Source organism: Negativicutes bacterium (assembly GCA_018052945.1).
Classification (GTDB): Bacteria; Bacillota; Negativicutes; order JAGPMH01; family JAGPMH01; genus JAGPMH01.
The window spans coordinates 18,814-36,772 of the sequence record JAGPMH010000015.1 but is presented as its reverse complement, the minus strand read 5'-3'; the positions used below and the strand labels follow the sequence as shown (position 1 = coordinate 36,772).

Here is a 17,959-nt window from a genome sequence, read left to right as displayed (position 1 = left end):
ATATAAAAGAGGTGCTATAAATAGCACCCCACTTTAATTAACGATTATTTTTGAAGAACTCTAAAGCAACTTCAGGGAATAATGCGTATGATAATACATCTTCAATAGAAGCATTAGGATAGCCTTTTTCCGCTAAATCTGCTTTTAATTTATCAAGTTGTGGTTCGATATCATCAGCTGGACGATAATCAATGATTTCGTCAGTACCAATGATTTTTTCGCGTACTTCATCAGCTACTGGAAGTGGAGTACGGCCATATTTACCACGAGCTAAATCTTTTACTTCTCTTGGTACCATTTTGTAGCGCTCACCAAGCATAACATTGAATGTAGCCATTGAGCCTACGATTTGGCTGGTTGGAGTAACAAGTGGTGGATAACCAAGATCTTTACGAACTCTTGGCATTTCCTCAAGAAGATCTTGATATTTGTCTTCCATACCTTGTTCTTTAAGTTGGTTGCGTAAGTTGGAAAGCATTCCACCAGGAATTTGGAAATCAAGAACATTAGTATCAACATCAAAATGTGTTTTTAAACCGAAGTCTTCAGATAATGATTTTTTTACACCAGCAAAGTGAAGAGCGATTGGTTTTAAAGCAGCTCGGTCTAAACCGGTATCATACTCAGTACCTTCAAGTGCAGCAATCATTGTTTCTGTACATGGTTGAGAAGTTCCTAAGGAGAATGGTGAAAGTGCACAGTCAACAATATCAACGCCTGCTTCAATAGCTTTTAAGTAAGTCATTGAACCAAAGCCACTAGTATAATGAGTGTGTAATTCGATTGGTAATTTTACCGCTTCTTTTAATGCTTTTACTAAATCATATGCCACATATGGTGCAAGAAGACCGGACATATCTTTAATACAAATAGAATGAACGCCTTTAGCTTCTAATTCTTTAGCTAATTTAACATAGCTTTCTTTTGTGTGGAAAGGGCTGATTGTGTAAACACAAACACCTTGAACGTGAGCGCCTGCTTCTAAACCAGCTTTGATAGCTACTTCAAGATTACGAACGTCATTTAAGGCATCGAATACACGAATAACACCAATACCATGCTCAACCATTTTTTTAACGAACATTTCTACAACGTCATCAGCATAATGATTGTAACCAAGAATGTTTTGACCTCTTAGTAACATGGAAATAGGAGTTTTAAGTTTAGATTTAAGGAATTTTAAACGCTCCCAAGGATCTTCATTTAAGAAACGAAGGCAAGTGTCAAATGTTGCGCCACCCCAAGCTTCAAGTGCGAAGTAGCCTACTTTGTCAAGCGCTTCTAATTGGGAATCCATATCAGTTAAACGCATGCGCGTAGCACATAATGATTGATGTCCATCACGAAGGACAGTTTCTGTAATTTTTACAGCTTTTTTTGCCATTATTAATATTCCTCCTAAAATAATATTTAAACCAGATTTTATATATTAAAGAATAATCCTGGTTTATACTTCTACTTAATTATAGGTACTAAAAAGTTGTTTGTCAATGAACAAGAAGGGAGTTTGTGATAAAATTCCGTAAGTTTTTTACTTTGAAAAAATATCGGATAAAGCCTAATTATATTAGCTTTTTTTAACATAAATTTAATTGATAATTATTTAAATTTATAGTATAATTTCACAAAGTAAAGAATAAAAGGAGTAAAGAAGGAAAATTATTTTAAAGCAAGAATATTTTCAATAATGAAATATTTATTATAAAGGGGTGGCTATTTTGTCAGCAAATCCAAAATTGAAGGATCAATTAAGTGATCAGTTATTCGATGCGATATTATCACTTAATAATAATGAAGAATGTTATCAATTTTTTGAAGATATTTGCACTGTCAGTGAGCTGAAATCGTTGGCACAAAGGCTTGAAGTTGCAAGGATGTTGCAAACTGGACATACTTATGATGATATTGTTGCAAGAACTGGTGCTAGCACAGCGACGATTAGTAGAGTAAAAAGATGTTTGCATTATGGCGCTGATGGTTATAAAACTATCTTAGAGAGATTAGGAAATAAAGAGGAGTAGCAATCAATGAAAAAAGAAGAAATTGTACTTAAAATACCATATGGAACCAGAGATTTTTTACCCAATGAAGCAATGGCTAAAAGACAAATTGAAGATGCCGTCGCTAGCGTTTTCGTGAAGTGGGGCTATGAAGAAATTGTTTCACCAACCTTTGAATTTTTAGAAACTTTAACGATTGGCAATAATGATGAAATGCAACAAAATATGTTTAAGTTTTTTGATAAAGATAATACGACCTTAGGTCTTCGTTATGATATGACAACGCCGATTGCGCGAGTTGCCTCTACTAGATTAAATGAAGAGAAAAGACCCTTAAAGTTATCTTATATTGCCAATGTTTTTCGTTATGAACAGGCACAAATGGGGCGACAATGTGAGTTTTATCAAGCCGGTGTTGAATTGATGGGGGTTTGTCAAGCAAGTGCTGATGCGGAAGTAATTGCCTTATCAATTGAAACACTGCGTAGAGCTGGGCTTGAAAATTTCCAAATTAGCCTGGGACAAATTCAGTTTATTAATGGAGTTATGGAAGAAAGTGGCTTAAGCAAAGAAAAACAAGAAAAATTAAAAGAAGCAATGGTTAACAGAGACCTAGTTTCCTTTAATGAAGAAATAGAAAATAGTGGCTTGACTGATAAACATCAAGAAGCCTTAAAGCAATTACCGTTACTGCATGGTCACGAAGAAATTTTGGCAAAAGCAAAGGCGATGACAGAAAATGAAAAAAGTAAAAATGCTTTAGTAAATTTAGAGGAAATATTTGCCTTGCTAAAAGTGTATGGAGTAGAGCAATATATTAGTTTTGATTTAGGCATAATCCGCGACTTCGATTACTATACTGGAATGGTTTTTGAAGCTTATACCCAAGGTCTAGGCTTCCCGTTATGTGGTGGCGGACGTTATGATAAAATGCTAAAAACTTTTGGTAATGATTGTCCGGCGACAGGGTTTGCTTTAGGAATAGAACGTATTATGTTAGCGCTTGAACGCCAAAAAATTAATTATAAAGTAATTGATAAAAATATTTATGTGGCATGGAGTGAAGGGAAATTAGGTGAAGCCATTCTCAAAGCAAAATCTTTAAGAGCAGAAGGCTTAACAGTTGAAGTAGGTTTTACCTCACAAACTGAAGTTGAAGCAAAGTGCTATCAAGAACTTAAAAAATATCAAACATTAGTATATGTGAGCTAGATGTTAAAAAGAATTAAACAATTTTATGGTGCTTGTAATGCTGAAATAAAACCTGCTGAATTAAAAATTATTTTCGATAATTTAAACGAAGCAGAACAAAAATTGTTTTTTGCTATGGCGGTACAAGATCAATGCCATGCGATAAATGTTTTTAAAACTGTTCTTAAAATTGCGAAAGAATATAATTCGGTAGATGTTACTTTATTAAAGAAAACTGCATTACTACATGATGTTGGTAGAAAAAATAAAGATTTGAGTATTTTTGATAAAGTTATCAGTGTTCTGATGTTTAAATTTTTCCCTGAGCTAGCAGGCAAATTAGCTAAATACGGCAGAGGTAATAAAATTAATAATTTTAGACATGCGCTATATGTATATTTAAATCACCCGCAAATCGGTGCTATCTTAATAAAAAATCTCGGCAATGTAAAAATTGCCGAGATAATTGCGAAGCACCATCAAAAAATTAATCATAAAGATTCAATAGAATTAAATATTTTACAAAGGGCTGATAATGAAAATTAATAGCCTTTTTCTTTGTCAATCAGTGTTAATAATTCGCTACTGCTTAAATATTTTTTGAGATTTTCACAAAAAAGCTTTATTGCACGATCAAGATATTGGGGTGATAATGAAGAAATATGAGGAGTTATAATCAAGTTTTCTTGTTCCCATAATGGTGAATTATCAGGTAGCGGTTCTGTTTGAAAAACATCTAAAGCTGCTCCTTGGATAATTTTATTATTAAGAGCTGTTATTAAATCATCTTCATTAACAATAGCGCCTCTGGAAATGTTAATAAAATAAGACGATTTCTTCATAGTTTTAAATAATTCTAAATTAAATAAATTACGTGTATCATCAGTTAGTGGCAAGGTTACAACGACAAAATCAGCTTCAGCTAACATTTCGCTGAGTTGTTCTTGATCAAATAATTGATCCACAAATAATTCTTTAGTTAAAGTTCTTTTATTAGCGTAAACTTGCATTCCTAGACCCTTAGCACGTTTAGCAATTTCCCGACCGATGCTTCCTAAGCCGACGATACCAATTGTTTTACCATATAATTCATCTAACTTAGTGCGTTGCCAAAGTTTTGCTTTTTGACTATTAAAAAAGAATTCTAATTGTCTGGTGAAGGATAACATTATGGCTAAAACATGTTCTGCCATAGGAATGCCGTGAATTCCGCGAGAGTTTGATAGCAGGATATCAGAATTTATTATTGTTGATGATAAAAAATTTTCAACACCGGCACTTAAAGAGTGAATCCACTTTAGATTTTTTGATTTTAAGACCAAATTTTCTAATTGGTCTTGAGGCTGCCAACCCCAAGCGATTAAAATGTCAGCACCTTCAATAAAATTAGGTGCTTCTTCGATACTACAAGTAATAATATTGGTGTCAGGAACGACATCGTGTATAGCGGTAAAATGCCTATTTGCTAAGTTGTTTAGCACGACAATATTTAGTGAAGACATAATGCTCTCCCTTGTTTTAATTATTTTATAGTAAACAATATTGTTGTTATTCGACATAAATTCTAAAAACCCTACAAAAATATTGACGAAACTTACGATTGATGTTAACATACTAACAAGATAATACTTTAAACAAGTAAAGGATTAAAATATAAAAAATATAGCTGGAGGTTTATAATGACTTCAAATGATATGGAATATTTAACAATAGCGTTGCCTAAAGGTAAATTATTTTCAAAATCAGCCGACTTATTGGCTGAAATTGGTTACACCGCTGAAGGGTTAAGTGAAAAATCTCGTAAATTAGTGATAACAAATGAAGATAAAAAAATCAGATTTATTATTACTAAAACCGCTGATTTACCAACTTATGTAGAATATGGGGCAGCTGATATTGGAATTATTGGAAAAGATGTTTTATTGGAAGAGAACAAAGATGTCTATGAATTATTGGATTTAAAATTTGGTTTTTGTCGTTTAATGATGGCGGTACCGGAAGAGTTATTACAAGAAAAAATAACTGATTATGCTCATATGCGAGTAGCAACAAAATTTCCGAAAGTTGCCGAAAAGTTTTTTAACAATAAAGGGATGCAAATGGAATTTATCAAACTAAATGGCTCGATAGAGTTAGGACCGATGGTTGGCTTAGCTGAGGTTATTGTTGATATTGTTGAGACTGGGAGAACTTTAAAGGAGAACAAACTGATAGAGGTTGCTCATATTGCTAATGCAACAGCACGTTTCATTGCTAATAGAGTTAGCTTTAAGATGAAATTTGATCGTATTAATCAAATGGTTGAAGATTTACGCTATATTGTAGAAAGTGAGTCTAAAAAATGAGAATTATTGAAACTAAAAATATAGATAATAACCAGCTAAGAAAAATTTTAACTAAACCGGCCTTTGATGAAGTGATGCTAGGTGACGGGGCAAAAAAAAGAATAAAAGAAAGCTTTGGCAAAGAGTTATCAGCAGTGGAAGTTGTTGAAACAATAGTTAATGATATTCGCAGTAATGGCGATAATGCTGTAAAAAAATATATTAAACTGATTGATAATGTTGATTTTGCTAATACAAGCTTGGAAGTGACGACAGCAGAATATGAAAAGGCTTTGAGTTTAGTTGATAGCAAAGTTGTTGCAGCAATAAAAAAAGCAGTAAGTAATGTGAAAAAATATCATGAAGAGCAAAAACCAAAATCTTGGATTACTTATCGTGATCATGGGTCGATTTTGGGGCAAAGTTGTATTCCATTAGAGATTGTAGGGATTTATGTGCCGGGTGGTACGGCTTCATATCCTTCCTCGGTGATTATGAATGCAGTCCCAGCAGCAGTTGCAGGAGTAAAAGATATTATTATGGTGGTTCCTTCGGATAAAAATGGAGAAGTTAATCCTTATGTTTTAGTAGCAGCTAAAGAAGCAGGAGTAAGCCGTATTTTTAAAGTTGGCGGTGCACAAGGTATTGCTGCACTTGCTTTTGGTACTGAAACTATTCCGAAGGTAGATAAAATAACCGGACCAGGCAATATTTTTGTGACATTGGCTAAAAAGGCTGTGTATGGACACTGCGACATTGACATGTTAGCAGGGCCTAGTGAAATCCTTATTGTTGCAGATCAAACAGCAGACCCAGCTTATATTGCTGCTGACATGCTAAGTCAAGCCGAACACGATGTTTTAGCATCAAGTATTTTGTTAACTGATAATATAAAGTTGGCACAAAAAGTAACAGCGGAACTTGAGGTGCAATTAGCAAAATTGCCAAGAGCGGAAATTGCTAAATTAGCATTGGAGAAGAATGGGTTAATTATTGTTGCTGATAATATTAAAGAATGTATGGAGCTTGCCAATGTTTCGGCACCGGAACATTTAGAAATATTGACGGCAGATCCTTTTAATTTATTACCATTAGTACGTCATGCCGGAGCGGTATTCTTAGGAGCTTATTCACCGGAACCACTAGGGGATTATTTTGCTGGTCCTAATCATGTTTTACCGACCGGTGGTACGGCAAGATTTTACTCAGTATTAAATGTAGAGACTTTTATGAAGCGGACAAGTATTATTTCATATACGAAAGAAGCATTACAAGCGGTACAAGATGATATAATTTCTTTAGCGGAAGCAGAAGGGTTAACCGCTCATGCTAATGCTATTAGAGTAAGGGGTGAATGAGATGACTAAGTATCGCAGTGGGTTAACGGAACTGCCAACGTATGATGTTCATGTGAAAGAATATGATATAAAAGTTGATGCAAATGAAAGTAATTTAAATTTACCACCGTTGGTTCAAGAACGAGTAGTAAATAGATTGGGGTATTTGGCTTTTAATCGCTATCCTGATTCTGGTATGAGCTTAAGAGAAGAAATAGCGGATAATTTTGGTTTAACAACGGATAATATTTTATTAGGAAATGGCTCTAGTGAATTGTTAGAAAAACTATTTTTTGCGTTTGGTGGACAGGGTAATAGTATTGTTTTCCCAACTCCATCATTTTCGATGTATAATATTTATGCTAAAATCAGTGATACTAAGGCGGTAGCAGTTTGCTTAGAAGACGATTATACCTTAATACCTGGTAAAGTGTTAGCTGCGGCTGAAGATGAACAGGCAACTTTAATTGTAATTTGTACTCCTAATAATCCTACTGGCAATGTTGTACCACTTTATGATATCGAATATATTTTAAAAAATGCACAATGTCCGGTAGTAATTGATGAAGCTTATGTTGAATTTCATGGTATTTCAGCAGTAAGTTTATTGGAAAAGTATGACAAATTAATAATTTGCCGTACTTTTTCGAAAGCTTATGGCTTTGCCTCAGCTCGTATTGGTTATATGTTGGCGGCAAAAGATATTATAACAATGGTAGCGAAAACTTGTATGCCGTTTCATGTTAATGCCTTAACTTTAGCAGCGGCGGAAATTGTGTATCAAATGCGGGATGAATTTATTCCTGTTATCAAGCAAACAGTAGCTGAACGTCAAAGAATGGAAGAAAAATTACAGACGTTTAAGGAAATGGTTGTTTACCCCTCAGAAACAAATTTTATATTAATTAAGCTTGATAAAGCTAATCAACTTAATGAATTTTTAGAACAAAATTCTATCGGGGTAAGAAGTTTTAATAATGCTCCGCAATTAGAAAATTGCATTAGGATTACAATTGGTACTCCGGAAGAAAATGATGTAATTTTCAGTAAAATATCTGAATTTATTAATAAAGAGAGGTAAAGTATATGCGTTGTGCTGAAGTATCTCGTAGAACCGGTGAAACTGATATTAATATTAGTTTAGACATTGATGGTCAAGGAACTAGCAACCTTGATACCGGAATGGGTTTTTTTGAGCATATGTTGAATTTATTTACTACTCATGGTCAATTTAATCTAAAAGTAGAATGTAGTGGAGATTTATTTGTGGATGGCCACCATAGTGTAGAGGATATTGGTATTGCACTAGGCCAAGCTTTCACTAAAGCAATGGGAGATAAAGTTGGCATCAAAAGATATGGTACGGCTTTTGTACCGATGGATGAAGCTTTAATAATGGTATCATTGGATTTAAGTGGTAGAGCATTTTTAAACTACGAGGTATTAGTAAAGGCGCAGATGATTGGAGATTATGATACTGAATTAACCGAAGAGTTTTTAAGAGCTTTTGCGTTCAATGCAGGAATTACTTTGCATGTAAAGATGATGGCTGGTAGTAACTCCCATCATATAGTAGAGGGTGTTTTTAAAGCATTAGCCAGAGCATTAAGAGAGGCGTTAACAATCGACGAAAGAATTCAAGGTGTAATGTCTACTAAAGGAATGTTATAAGATCGTTGGAGGTACAGATGATTGCAATAATAGATTATGGAATGGGCAATTTGTTTAGTGTAGAAAAAGCTTTTGTGAAATTAGGAGCAAAAGTTATTGTAACAAACGATGAAAAAGTTATTCTGCAAGCAGACAAAGTGGTTTTGCCAGGTGTGGGTGCTTTTGGTGATTGTATGAATAATTTAGAGCAAAGTGGTTTAATTCCGGCGATAAAAGAAGTTGTTAATAGTGGAAAGCCTTTTTTAGGGATTTGCTTAGGCTTACAACTGTTATTTGAAGAGAGTGAAGAAAGCCCGGGAGTTAAAGGTTTAGGCATTTTCCGTGGGAAAGTTCAAAAGATAATAGCACCGGACTTAAAAATACCTCATATGGGCTGGAATAGCTTAAAACTTAATAATAGTTCATATTTATTTGACGACATGGATAAAAATCCTTATGTTTATTTTGTGCATAGTTATCAAGCTGTTCCAATTGATAATATAATAACGGCAGTTACTGATTATGGTGGTAATGTTACGGCAGCAGTAGGAAAAGATAATGTGCAAGCAGTGCAATTTCATCCTGAAAAATCAAGTGCGGTTGGCATGAAAATACTAACTAATTTTGTAAATAGTTAATTTAGGAGGATTACTATGATAATATTTCCGGCAATTGATATCCGCGGTGGCAAATGTGTAAGGTTAACGGAAGGTCGTTTTGATCAAGAAACAATTTTTGCGGATAAACCTTTGGAGATGGCGAAACAATGGGTAGCACAAGGCGCCCAATACTTGCATTTAGTGGATTTAGATGGTGCCTTAAAAGGGGCATCTGTTAATACGGCTGTTATCAAAGAGATTGTTGATTTTGTTGATATCCCAGTACAGCTAGGTGGAGGAATCAGAACAATTGAAAACATTGAACATATTTTATCGTTAGGGATAACCAGAGTTATTTTAGGGTCAGTGGCTGTAAAAAATCCTGAATTAGTAAAAGAAGCCTGTCAAAAGTTTGGTGACAAAATAGTGGTAGGCATTGACGCTAAAAATGGAGAAGTTGCAGTGGAAGGCTGGGGCATTTCCGGCGGGGTTAAAACAGAAGACTTAGCAAAACAAATGGCCACTGTGGGGGTGGAACGAATAATTTTCACTGATATCTCCAGAGATGGTACGTTGACTGGTGTTAATGTTGAAGCTACGGCTGAATTAGCAAAGCTAAGTGGTCTTAAAATAATTGCTTCCGGTGGTGTCAGTTCGTTGGAAGATATAAAAGCGGTAAAAGCTGTTGAAAATAGCGGGGTTGAAGGTGTAATTGTTGGCAAAGCTATTTATACCGGTGCAGTAGATTTACCTGCTGCGATTAAAATTGCACAGGGGTGATTTAATGTATACAAAGAGAATAATTCCTTGTTTAGATGTTAAAGATGGTCGTGTTGTAAAGGGGACAAATTTTGTAGGATTGCGTGATGCCGGAGATCCTATTGAATTGTCGGCAGTTTATGATAAAGAAATTGCCGATGAACTTGTGTTACTGGACATAACAGCGTCTCATGAAGAACGAAATACGATGGTAGATGTTGTTAGTGCTTGTGCTTCAGAGGTTTTTATTCCGTTTACGGTAGGGGGCGGGATTAGGACTGTTGAAGATATTCGAAAAATGTTAAAAGCCGGAGCCGATAAGGTTTCGTTAAATACAGCGGCGATAAAAAATCCTGATTTAATAGCAGAAGGTGCAAAACGCTTTGGTAGTCAATGTATAGTTTTAGCAGTAGATGCTAGAAGTGATCATAACGGTGGTTGGGAAGTATATATTAATGGTGGTAGAACATCGACCGGGCTGGACGTGATTGAATGGGTGAAAAAAGGGGTTCAACTTGGTGCCGGTGAAATTTTACTTACTAGTATGGATAAAGATGGTACTAAGGATGGCTATGATATACCATTAACGAAAGCTGTATCTGAAAGTGTTAATGTCCCTGTTATTGCCTCGGGCGGTGCAGGAGCATTAGAGCACTTTTATGATGTGTTAACGGCTGGTAAAGCTGATGCTGTTCTAGCTGCGTCAGTATTTCATTATGGTCAGTTTACAGTAAGACAAGTTAAAGAGTATTTAAGATCAAGAGGGGTTGAAGTGAGATTATGATAGAAGATATAAAATATGATGAAAAAGGGCTTGTGCCAGCAATAATTCAAGATGTCAAAACGAACGAAGTATTGATGTTAGCGTATATGAATAAAGAATCTTTAGCAAAGACAATTGCAAGTGGACAAACTTGGTTTTATAGCCGAAGTCGTAAAGAACTGTGGAATAAGGGTGCAACCTCAGGTAATGTTCAAAATGTGGTAGATGTTTTTTATGATTGTGATCAAGATGCACTGTTAATTAAAGTTGAACAAAATGGTGTTGCTTGTCACACTGGAGAATATAGTTGTTTTTATCGTAAACTGAATGATGTTAGTCCTAATAAAACATTAGTAAGTGATAACAATGGTATAGCTACATTATTAAATGAATTATACTCTGTTATTAATGATCGAAAAGAAAATCCTAAAGAAGGTTCTTATACAACTTATTTGTTTGAAAAAGGTCAAGACAAAATTTTGAAGAAGGTTGGCGAAGAAAGTGCAGAGACAATCATTGCTTCGAAAAATATGGACAATAATGAATTGCTGTATGAAATGGCAGATTTGTGGTATCATTGTTTAGTGTTATTATCATTTCACGGAGTTGTTCCTAATGAACTATTACAGGAGCTAAAAAAACGGAGGAAGTAAAACTATGATCGGTAAAGAATTTATCGAAAGTACTAAGTATCAATATATAAAGACAACAGGGCATAGTGAAAAAAAGTTGGCACCGTTAATTCAACTGCCATATAATCCGGAAGATATGATTATTAATTTACCGGAACCTGATTTTTTTGATGAGCAACAAGTTAATTTTTTGGAAATGATTGAACTTCGAACAACCATTAGGCATTATAGTGATAAAAGTATGAGCCTAAAAGATTTATCTTATTTACTTTGGTGTACTCAAGGGGTAAAAATGGTAGTGGAAAAAGGGAGTTTGCGTAATGTCCCTTCAGCCGGTGCTAGACACGCCTTTGAAACATATTTACTCGTTAATAATGTTGAAGGATTGGAAAAAGGAATTTATCGTTTTTTAGCAATTGAACACAAATTGTTGGCAATAAAGGTTGATGAATCTTTATTAGATGAAGCGATTCCGGCATTTTTAAACCAAAAAACTATTGCTAATGCTGCTGTTACTTTTATATGGGTAGCAGTGGCGGAAAGAATGGTTTGGCGCTTTGGTGAACGAGGTTATCGTTATTTATTGCTAGATGCCGGACATATTTGTCAAAACCTTTATTTAGCAGGACAAAATGTAAATTGTGGCACTTGTGCCATAGCGGCATTTGATGATGATGCGGTAAATAGATTTTTAAATTTAGATGGTGAAGAGCTCTTTGTTGCATATGCGGCGACAGTCGGAAAATACTAAATACAGTAAAAGATAAGGACTACGATTGTAGTCTTTATCTTTCGAAATAAATTATAAGAATTTTCTGAAAACTATTTACAAGCTTATAAAAGAAAGCTATAATGAAGTTAGAAAAGGAACACTACATAGTGTGACTTTTTAAATAGATAACCAAACAAATGGGAGTGTGGTATCTGGATGAAGCAAAAAAGCTTCAGAGACTCGGCACCCGATAGTATAGCGGAAGGTCGTTATACTAGATGCTATGAAACTACTTCAACTACAGTGAAAACTAGCTCTAGAATTGAAAGAGAGCCTGTGCTTATAAAAGCACAAAAAACTTGTAGTAATGGGGTAATAATTAGCACAGAATAAGGATGATTGCTCTAGTGAAAAGAGTAATCATCCTTATTCAATTAAAATAGAAAATAAATTGAATTTTCTGAAAATGTATTGACTATTACGTTCAGGTATTTTATAATTAAATCAGACAAGGAGCACCGGTTGGTGTTGCTTTTCAGATAGATATCTACAGTTATGGAGAGTGATGCCAATGGCAGATATCTTAAGTGAAGAACAGGAAGGTTCTTCAAAACCAAAGTTAATGTTTGGAACAGAGGTATTAGCTTCCAAAGTGTTGCGGGAAGACTTGCTTATAAAAGCAAAAAAAATCTGTAGATCTGGACAAAAACTTTTGGTGTAAAGCTGATTACTGTAAAGAAAGTAATCAGCTTTATTTTTTTTTAAAATATTAAGAATTTTCTGAAAATTACTTTACAAATTTACAAAGTCAGGTTATAATAAAAGTAGAAAAGGAGCACTAATAGCTAAAAAGCTAAAGTGTAGCCTTGCAGTAGATATCAAAACAAAGAGTTTTGATACCGAAAATAGGTTAAATTAGATTAAGTATAACAGGTAGGGTTATACAAATCTAAGAGTTATTTTCAAAGTAGAAATAGTAAGTTGAAACTTAAGCTTTGTACTAAAAAGTACAAAGCTACAATGAAAATAACTAGACCGAGGATAAGGGTAATTACTCTAGTGAGAAGAGTAATTACCCTTATATCTTTATTGTCTCGGAAAAATAAATTGAATTTTCTGAAAATAATGTTGACAGATATAATTATAAACATTATAATAAAATCAACAGCTAGATAAGTTAGCTGCAAACAAAAACGTAACGGGGTGTTTCCAATGAACGAAGTAGCCCCCTCGGAAGATGAAATATCTTATTCGAGGATAAAAAACAGAATAATGGTCATTGCGAACACAGAAATTGTGAAAAAAGATTTTTGGGTTATCGTCTTGGCTAGCCAATTGGAATAAGAGGAGTTATTACAGTACATAGACTGGATAACTGCTCTTATTTATTTATGTTAAGATTTAGTTTATAATGAGATTATATTTATTTTGGAGAAAAAAATAATGATTTTAGTTATTGATAATTATGATTCTTTCACCTATAATTTGGTGCAATATTTAAAAGATATTGAACAAGATATAAAAGTTTTTCGCAATAATAAAATAACAATTGATGAGATTATCTCACTGCAACCGGAGTTTATCTTAATATCTCCAGGCCCATCAACTCCGGATAATGCCGGAATTAGTTTAGCTGTTGTTGAAAAACTTAAAGGTAAAATTCCGATATTTGGTGTTTGCTTAGGACATCAAACAATAGCTCAAGCTTTTGGCAGTAAAATAACAAGAGCCAAAGAACCTGTTCATGGAAAAGTTCACAGTATCAGGCATAATGGTACTGGTGTTTTTACCAATGTTAAAAATCCGCTAAAGGTTACCCGCTATCATTCTTTAATTGTTGATAAAGCAACATTGACGAATGAACTTGAAATAACAGCCGAAACTGAAGATGGAGAAATAATGGGTATAAGGCATAAATCTTATTTAATTGAAGGTGTTCAATTTCACCCTGAAGCAATTCTTAGTGAATGTGGACGCCAAATTTTATGCAATTTTTCAGACCGTATCCGGAAGGTAGATTAAAATTATTATGGAACATAAATTTAAAACAATAGATTGCTGGGTTGATGAACATAGATTGCTAGAATTATTATCAAATAAGCAGCATTCTTTTAATTTACATAGTGATTTTGGCAATGAAAGATTAGGAAGATACTCAATACTTGGTGCTGACCCCTTTTTAACTTTTACAAGCTTTAAAAATGAAATAGTAGTAAATAAAAAAGGGAAAAAGATTTTAAAGGAAAATACCGACCCTTTTACTGAAATGAAATTATTACTGGAAAACTATAAAATAAATATTAATACTGAGTTGCCTTTTATTGGTGGGGCGGTAGGTTATTTTGGTTATGATAACTATTCATTTTTAGAAGATGTAAGTAATGATAATATTGATGATATAAAAATACCGGATGCATTCTGGGGTTTTTATGATAAAGTTTATATTTTTGATCATAAGAATAAGACTATTATTTTGAGTGTTATAAATTATGATGGGAACCAAGATTTATCAAAAAACATTACAGAGATGTTGGAAATTTTAACTGCCAGTACTAATAAGACTGAACCTGATTTTTTTGTAGCTAGTAATTTTTCTGGCAATATGAATAAAGACTATTATATTAAAGCTATTAATAAAATTAAAAATTATATTAGAGCGGGAGAAGTTTATCAGGTTAATTTTACGCAACGTTTTTCTTGTGACTTTAAAGGCAGTTATCTTGGGTTTTATCATAAATTAAAGGAAATTAATCCAGCGCCGTTTTCGGCATATGTTGATACCGGTATGGGGATTATAATTTCAAGTTCGCCGGAACGATATCTTAAAATAAGAAATAATAAAATAGAGACTAGACCAATAAAGGGTACTATTAGTAGAGACCAAAATGTTGTTGCTGATTTAGCAAACAAAAATAAGCTTTATCATAGTGAAAAAGATCGAGCAGAATTATTAATGATTGTTGATTTAGAAAGAAATGATCTTGGCAGAATAGCAGTTGACGGGACTGTAAAAGTTGATGAATTGTTTTTGGTAGAATCTTATGCTACGGTTCATCATTTAGTAGCAAGTATTACAGCAGAAATTGCAATCGATATTGATATCATTGATTGTATTAAAAATACTTTTCCGGGTGGTTCAATAACTGGTGCACCTAAAATAAGAGCAATGGAAATAATTGAAGAATTGGAACCAACTAAACGTAAAGCTTATACTGGGGCTTTAGGTTATATTGGTTTTAATAATGTTGCGGATTTAAATATTGCGATCAGAACAGTTATTATTAATAATAATAAAGCTTATTTTCAAGTTGGTGGAGGTGTTGTTTGGGACTCGGAAGCAGAAGCTGAATATGAGGAGAGTTTATTAAAAGGAAAAGCCTTAAGAAAGGCTTTAATAGGAGAATGTTAATAGATGAAAAAATGGTCTGATGATAAATGGGTTAAAGATAATGATTTAACTTCAAGTGACGGCTTTCAGTATGGTTATGGATTATTTGAGACGATACTGGTAAAAAACAATAATGCTAGTAATTTGGCACAACATTTAAATAGACTAAAAAATAGCGCTTATGTTCTCTCTGGTGAAACTGTGCAGATTGATGAAAAATCAATATATGCTAGTATTAGTAAATTACCGCAAGGGCTCTGTGTTTTGAAGATATTATTATATAAAGATAAGCTGTGTTTTAAAACTAAGATTTTTCATCGACCGTATCTTTATTCTATAGATAAGTTGCTAAGTGGCTTTTCCTTAATGAAAGCAACAATAATAAAAAATAAGAGCAACTGGCTATTACAACATAAAACTACCAACTATTTAGAAAATTATTTAGTGCGACAACAAGCATTGAAGTTAGGCTATAATGATGCTTATTTTTTAAATGATGCAGGAGTTATTACCGAGTGTAGTAGCAGTAATGTATTTATAAAACGCGGCAATGTTCTGATGACTTCACCGCAACAGGAAGGTTTACTGCCAGGGATAATACGAAATAAAATTTTACAGCAACAAAAAATTTTAAAGTATAAAATAAAAGAAGAAAAAATAACGTCGACAATGTTAGAACAGGCTGAAGGCGTTTTTGTCTGTAACTCGTTAATCGGTCTAGTTGGAGTAAATAAAATTGATAATATAATATATCAACATGATGCTGAGCTTTGTAATGAAACTAATAAATTGATTGGTTTTGTAATATAAAAATTTGGAGGCTGAAATGGCGAAAGACTCAAATAAAAAACAAAAAAGTAATAAGTCATCAAAGAAAACTAATAAAAATAGTTTTAGATGGTTATTGTGGTTAATTGTAGCTGGTTTAGTAGCAATTTCGTTTCATTATTTAGATGGTTATAATTCACCAGGGCTGATTAATAATAAAAGTCAAGCTGATACTGATTTTAGAGAAAAAACTAAAAAAATTCACAAAATTGTTGATCAGGTTTTAAGTGAATATAAAGATAACAATCTTGCAGTTAAAGATTATGATAAAGAAGTTACTAAAGAAAATGACGAAGGTAAGATACTTTGGCATAACAGACAATTATTTTTAAAGTTTGACCACAGTAAACTAGATGATCTAAAAAATAAATTACAACAAGCTTTAAAAAAAGAGGACGCCCAGATATTAGATGTTAGTGATGATAAATATGAAGGGCAAGACATAAAAAGAATCGATATTGGCATTAAAGATAAGCTTAACAATGATGATTTAAGAATAATTTCCGATAAAATTTATTTGTTAACGATTGGTGGTAAAGCAAAGGCAACCTTGAAGCAAGATTTTACCGCTAAGGGCAAGCTGGCGTTAGTAATTGATGACTTTGGCTATAACCAAGAGAGTATCAACATCTATCAGCAAATTGATCGACCGTTAACTTTTGCGATTTTACCAAATCAAACTTTTAGCAAAAAGGCAGTTGTTCAGGCTGCAAACAATCAAAGAGAATTCATTTTGCATTTACCGATGGAAGCAGGGGCTGAGGCTGCAGTTGAACCGAAAACTATTAATGTTGATATGAGTGCTGGCGAAATAAATGCATTGGTAACAGAATTACTGAATACTATACCAGAAATAATTGGCGTAAATAATCATCAAGGCTCAAAAGCAACTGCGGATGAGAGAGTCATGAAAGATGTTTTAAAAGTCTTAAAGGAAAGAAACTTATTTTTTATTGATAGTAAGACCAGTGGTGCCTCGGTTGCTTATAAAATGGCTTTGAAAATGAATGTTCCGACAGCAGAAAATAGTGTTTTTATTGACAACAGTAGTGATATAAACTATATCAAAAAACAATTGCGATTAGCAGCTAAAATGGGGCTGGAAAATGGGTCGGTAATAGCCATTGGACATGCTAGAATTAATACTGGAAAAGCAATTAAAGAAGTAATTCCCGAACTTGAAGCAATGGGGATACAACTTGTATATGCTTCGGAATTATTGCAATAAATAATTTAGCAATACTTGTATTTGTTATAATGGAGGATTAGAATAAATGTTAGCATTGGGGATTGATCCCGGAACGGCGATTTGCGGTTACGGTTTAGTTGAAATGAAGGGTAATCACTTAAAGGCCATAGACTATGGGGCAGTTATTACTAGTCCTAAAATGTCGGCACAAGATCGGCTACTAAAAATAAACTTAGAAATTGAAGCATTAATAAAAAAATATCAACCTGATGTTATGGGGGTTGAACAGTTGTTTTTTAATAAGAATATCAGAACTGCTATTCCGGTAGGGCAAGCTAGAGGGGTAGTGTTATTGGCGGCAGCCAAAAATAATATTGAAGTTGCCGAACACACTCCCTTGCAGATAAAACAGGCGGTAGTTGGTTATGGTAGAGCCACGAAAGAACAAGTTATCTATATGGTTGAAAAATTATTAAATTTACCGAAAAAGCCACATCCGGATGACGTAGCAGATGCTTTGGCTGTAGCAATTTGTACAACGCATTGTTGTAATAATTTGCTGTGGCGCAATAAACTATAAATTGGAG

General features: G+C 33.7%; 20 protein-coding genes. 18 read left to right on the top strand and 2 right to left on the bottom strand.

Annotated features, from left to right (window positions below):
- Positions 1 to 37: 37 nt before the first annotated feature.
- Positions 38 to 1,384, bottom strand: a complete 1,347-nt coding sequence (locus KBI38_03960) for a pyruvate carboxylase subunit B (GenBank protein MBP8629223.1) — start codon at positions 1,382 to 1,384, stop codon at positions 38 to 40.
- Between the two features lie 334 nt (positions 1,385 to 1,718).
- Between KBI38_03960 and KBI38_03955 the strand changes: the two genes are divergently transcribed.
- The 3 genes from KBI38_03955 to KBI38_03945 are packed head-to-tail and all read left to right on the top strand — an operon-like array spanning position 1,719 to position 3,737.
- Positions 1,719 to 2,021 (top strand): hypothetical protein, encoded by a 303-nt coding sequence (locus KBI38_03955; protein MBP8629222.1) that lies wholly within the window; start codon positions 1,719 to 1,721, stop codon positions 2,019 to 2,021.
- A 6-nt stretch (positions 2,022 to 2,027) separates the two neighbouring features.
- A complete protein-coding gene (gene hisZ, locus KBI38_03950; protein ID MBP8629221.1) occupies positions 2,028 to 3,212 on the top strand; it encodes an ATP phosphoribosyltransferase regulatory subunit in 1,185 nt (394 codons plus the stop codon).
- Entirely contained in the window at positions 3,213 to 3,737 is a 525-nt protein-coding gene (locus KBI38_03945; protein MBP8629220.1) for an HD domain-containing protein, read from the top strand.
- Here the strand turns inward: KBI38_03945 and KBI38_03940 are convergent.
- Positions 3,734 to 4,693: a D-2-hydroxyacid dehydrogenase gene (locus KBI38_03940; protein ID MBP8629219.1), complete on the bottom strand. Its 960-nt coding sequence runs from the start codon at positions 4,691 to 4,693 to the stop codon at positions 3,734 to 3,736. The genes KBI38_03945 and KBI38_03940 overlap by 4 nt on opposite strands.
- Positions 4,694 to 4,870: 177 nt before the next feature.
- Between KBI38_03940 and KBI38_03935 the strand changes: the two genes are divergently transcribed.
- From KBI38_03935 to ruvC, 15 genes are all read left to right on the top strand, one after another.
- Complete coding sequence (locus KBI38_03935; GenBank protein ID MBP8629218.1) at positions 4,871 to 5,536, top strand: ATP phosphoribosyltransferase; 666 nt, start codon at positions 4,871 to 4,873, stop codon at positions 5,534 to 5,536.
- Positions 5,533 to 6,873: a histidinol dehydrogenase gene (hisD, locus tag KBI38_03930; GenBank protein ID MBP8629217.1), complete on the top strand. Its 1,341-nt coding sequence runs from the start codon at positions 5,533 to 5,535 to the stop codon at positions 6,871 to 6,873. The genes KBI38_03935 and hisD overlap by 4 nt, the downstream gene beginning before the upstream one ends.
- 1 nt (position 6,874) lies before the next feature.
- On the top strand, positions 6,875 to 7,933 hold the full coding sequence (hisC, locus tag KBI38_03925) for a histidinol-phosphate transaminase (protein ID MBP8629216.1): 1,059 nt from the start codon (positions 6,875 to 6,877) through the stop codon (positions 7,931 to 7,933).
- A gap of 5 nt (positions 7,934 to 7,938) precedes the next feature.
- Positions 7,939 to 8,523, top strand: coding sequence for an imidazoleglycerol-phosphate dehydratase HisB (gene hisB, locus KBI38_03920; protein ID MBP8629215.1), 585 nt, complete (start codon positions 7,939 to 7,941; stop codon positions 8,521 to 8,523).
- A 17-nt stretch (positions 8,524 to 8,540) separates the two neighbouring features.
- Entirely contained in the window at positions 8,541 to 9,140 is a 600-nt protein-coding gene (hisH, locus tag KBI38_03915) for an imidazole glycerol phosphate synthase subunit HisH (GenBank protein ID MBP8629214.1), read from the top strand.
- A 15-nt stretch (positions 9,141 to 9,155) separates the two neighbouring features.
- Positions 9,156 to 9,881, top strand: a complete 726-nt coding sequence (gene hisA / locus KBI38_03910; GenBank protein MBP8629213.1) for a 1-(5-phosphoribosyl)-5-[(5-phosphoribosylamino)methylideneamino]imidazole-4-carboxamide isomerase — start codon at positions 9,156 to 9,158, stop codon at positions 9,879 to 9,881.
- Positions 9,882 to 9,885: 4 nt separating this feature from the next.
- A complete protein-coding gene (gene hisF, locus KBI38_03905; GenBank protein MBP8629212.1) occupies positions 9,886 to 10,644 on the top strand; it encodes an imidazole glycerol phosphate synthase subunit HisF in 759 nt (252 codons plus the stop codon).
- Positions 10,641 to 11,276 (top strand): bifunctional phosphoribosyl-AMP cyclohydrolase/phosphoribosyl-ATP diphosphatase HisIE, encoded by a 636-nt coding sequence (locus KBI38_03900; protein ID MBP8629211.1) that lies wholly within the window; start codon positions 10,641 to 10,643, stop codon positions 11,274 to 11,276. The genes hisF and KBI38_03900 overlap by 4 nt, the downstream gene beginning before the upstream one ends.
- A 4-nt stretch (positions 11,277 to 11,280) precedes the next feature.
- Positions 11,281 to 12,006 (top strand): SagB/ThcOx family dehydrogenase, encoded by a 726-nt coding sequence (locus tag KBI38_03895; protein ID MBP8629210.1) that lies wholly within the window; start codon positions 11,281 to 11,283, stop codon positions 12,004 to 12,006.
- A 532-nt stretch (positions 12,007 to 12,538) separates the two neighbouring features.
- Complete coding sequence (locus tag KBI38_03890) at positions 12,539 to 12,688, top strand: hypothetical protein (GenBank protein MBP8629209.1); 150 nt, start codon at positions 12,539 to 12,541, stop codon at positions 12,686 to 12,688.
- Positions 12,689 to 13,410: 722 nt separating this feature from the next.
- A complete protein-coding gene (locus KBI38_03885) occupies positions 13,411 to 13,989 on the top strand; it encodes an aminodeoxychorismate/anthranilate synthase component II (protein MBP8629208.1) in 579 nt (192 codons plus the stop codon).
- A 7-nt stretch (positions 13,990 to 13,996) separates the two neighbouring features.
- On the top strand, positions 13,997 to 15,376 hold the full coding sequence (gene pabB, locus KBI38_03880) for an aminodeoxychorismate synthase component I (GenBank protein ID MBP8629207.1): 1,380 nt from the start codon (positions 13,997 to 13,999) through the stop codon (positions 15,374 to 15,376).
- Between the two features lie 3 nt (positions 15,377 to 15,379).
- Entirely contained in the window at positions 15,380 to 16,165 is a 786-nt protein-coding gene (locus KBI38_03875) for an aminotransferase class IV (GenBank protein ID MBP8629206.1), read from the top strand.
- Between the two features lie 16 nt (positions 16,166 to 16,181).
- The gene (locus tag KBI38_03870; protein MBP8629205.1) at positions 16,182 to 17,411 is read left to right on the top strand and encodes a divergent polysaccharide deacetylase family protein; all 1,230 of its coding nucleotides are present in this window, start codon (positions 16,182 to 16,184) and stop codon (positions 17,409 to 17,411) included.
- Positions 17,412 to 17,457: 46 nt separating this feature from the next.
- The gene (gene ruvC / locus KBI38_03865) at positions 17,458 to 17,952 is read left to right on the top strand and encodes a crossover junction endodeoxyribonuclease RuvC (GenBank protein ID MBP8629204.1); all 495 of its coding nucleotides are present in this window, start codon (positions 17,458 to 17,460) and stop codon (positions 17,950 to 17,952) included.
- The last annotated feature ends 7 nt before the right edge of the window (positions 17,953 to 17,959 follow it).

What these genes read in the sequence shown, in the direction of transcription:
- hisC (MBP8629216.1), top strand. Translation starts at nt 6,875, where the DNA reads ATGACTAAGTATCGCAGTGGGTTAACGGAACTGCCAACGTATGATGTT.
- pabB (MBP8629207.1), top strand. Translation starts at nt 13,997, where the DNA reads ATGGAACATAAATTTAAAACAATAGATTGCTGGGTTGATGAACATAGA.
- KBI38_03960 (MBP8629223.1), bottom strand. Translation starts at nt 1,384, where the DNA reads ATGGCAAAAAAAGCTGTAAAAATTACAGAAACTGTCCTTCGTGATGGA.
- KBI38_03875 (MBP8629206.1), top strand. Translation starts at nt 15,380, where the DNA reads ATGAAAAAATGGTCTGATGATAAATGGGTTAAAGATAATGATTTAACT.
- KBI38_03900 (MBP8629211.1), top strand. Translation starts at nt 10,641, where the DNA reads ATGATAGAAGATATAAAATATGATGAAAAAGGGCTTGTGCCAGCAATA.
- KBI38_03940 (MBP8629219.1), bottom strand. Translation starts at nt 4,693, where the DNA reads ATGTCTTCACTAAATATTGTCGTGCTAAACAACTTAGCAAATAGGCAT.
- hisH (MBP8629214.1), top strand. Translation starts at nt 8,541, where the DNA reads ATGATTGCAATAATAGATTATGGAATGGGCAATTTGTTTAGTGTAGAA.
- KBI38_03945 (MBP8629220.1), top strand. Translation starts at nt 3,213, where the DNA reads ATGTTAAAAAGAATTAAACAATTTTATGGTGCTTGTAATGCTGAAATA.
- hisD (MBP8629217.1), top strand. Translation starts at nt 5,533, where the DNA reads ATGAGAATTATTGAAACTAAAAATATAGATAATAACCAGCTAAGAAAA.
- hisZ (MBP8629221.1), top strand. Translation starts at nt 2,028, where the DNA reads ATGAAAAAAGAAGAAATTGTACTTAAAATACCATATGGAACCAGAGAT.
- KBI38_03890 (MBP8629209.1), top strand. Translation starts at nt 12,539, where the DNA reads ATGGCAGATATCTTAAGTGAAGAACAGGAAGGTTCTTCAAAACCAAAG.
- hisF (MBP8629212.1), top strand. Translation starts at nt 9,886, where the DNA reads ATGTATACAAAGAGAATAATTCCTTGTTTAGATGTTAAAGATGGTCGT.
- ruvC (MBP8629204.1), top strand. Translation starts at nt 17,458, where the DNA reads ATGTTAGCATTGGGGATTGATCCCGGAACGGCGATTTGCGGTTACGGT.
- hisA (MBP8629213.1), top strand. Translation starts at nt 9,156, where the DNA reads ATGATAATATTTCCGGCAATTGATATCCGCGGTGGCAAATGTGTAAGG.
- hisB (MBP8629215.1), top strand. Translation starts at nt 7,939, where the DNA reads ATGCGTTGTGCTGAAGTATCTCGTAGAACCGGTGAAACTGATATTAAT.
- KBI38_03935 (MBP8629218.1), top strand. Translation starts at nt 4,871, where the DNA reads ATGACTTCAAATGATATGGAATATTTAACAATAGCGTTGCCTAAAGGT.
- KBI38_03870 (MBP8629205.1), top strand. Translation starts at nt 16,182, where the DNA reads ATGGCGAAAGACTCAAATAAAAAACAAAAAAGTAATAAGTCATCAAAG.
- KBI38_03885 (MBP8629208.1), top strand. Translation starts at nt 13,411, where the DNA reads ATGATTTTAGTTATTGATAATTATGATTCTTTCACCTATAATTTGGTG.
- KBI38_03895 (MBP8629210.1), top strand. Translation starts at nt 11,281, where the DNA reads ATGATCGGTAAAGAATTTATCGAAAGTACTAAGTATCAATATATAAAG.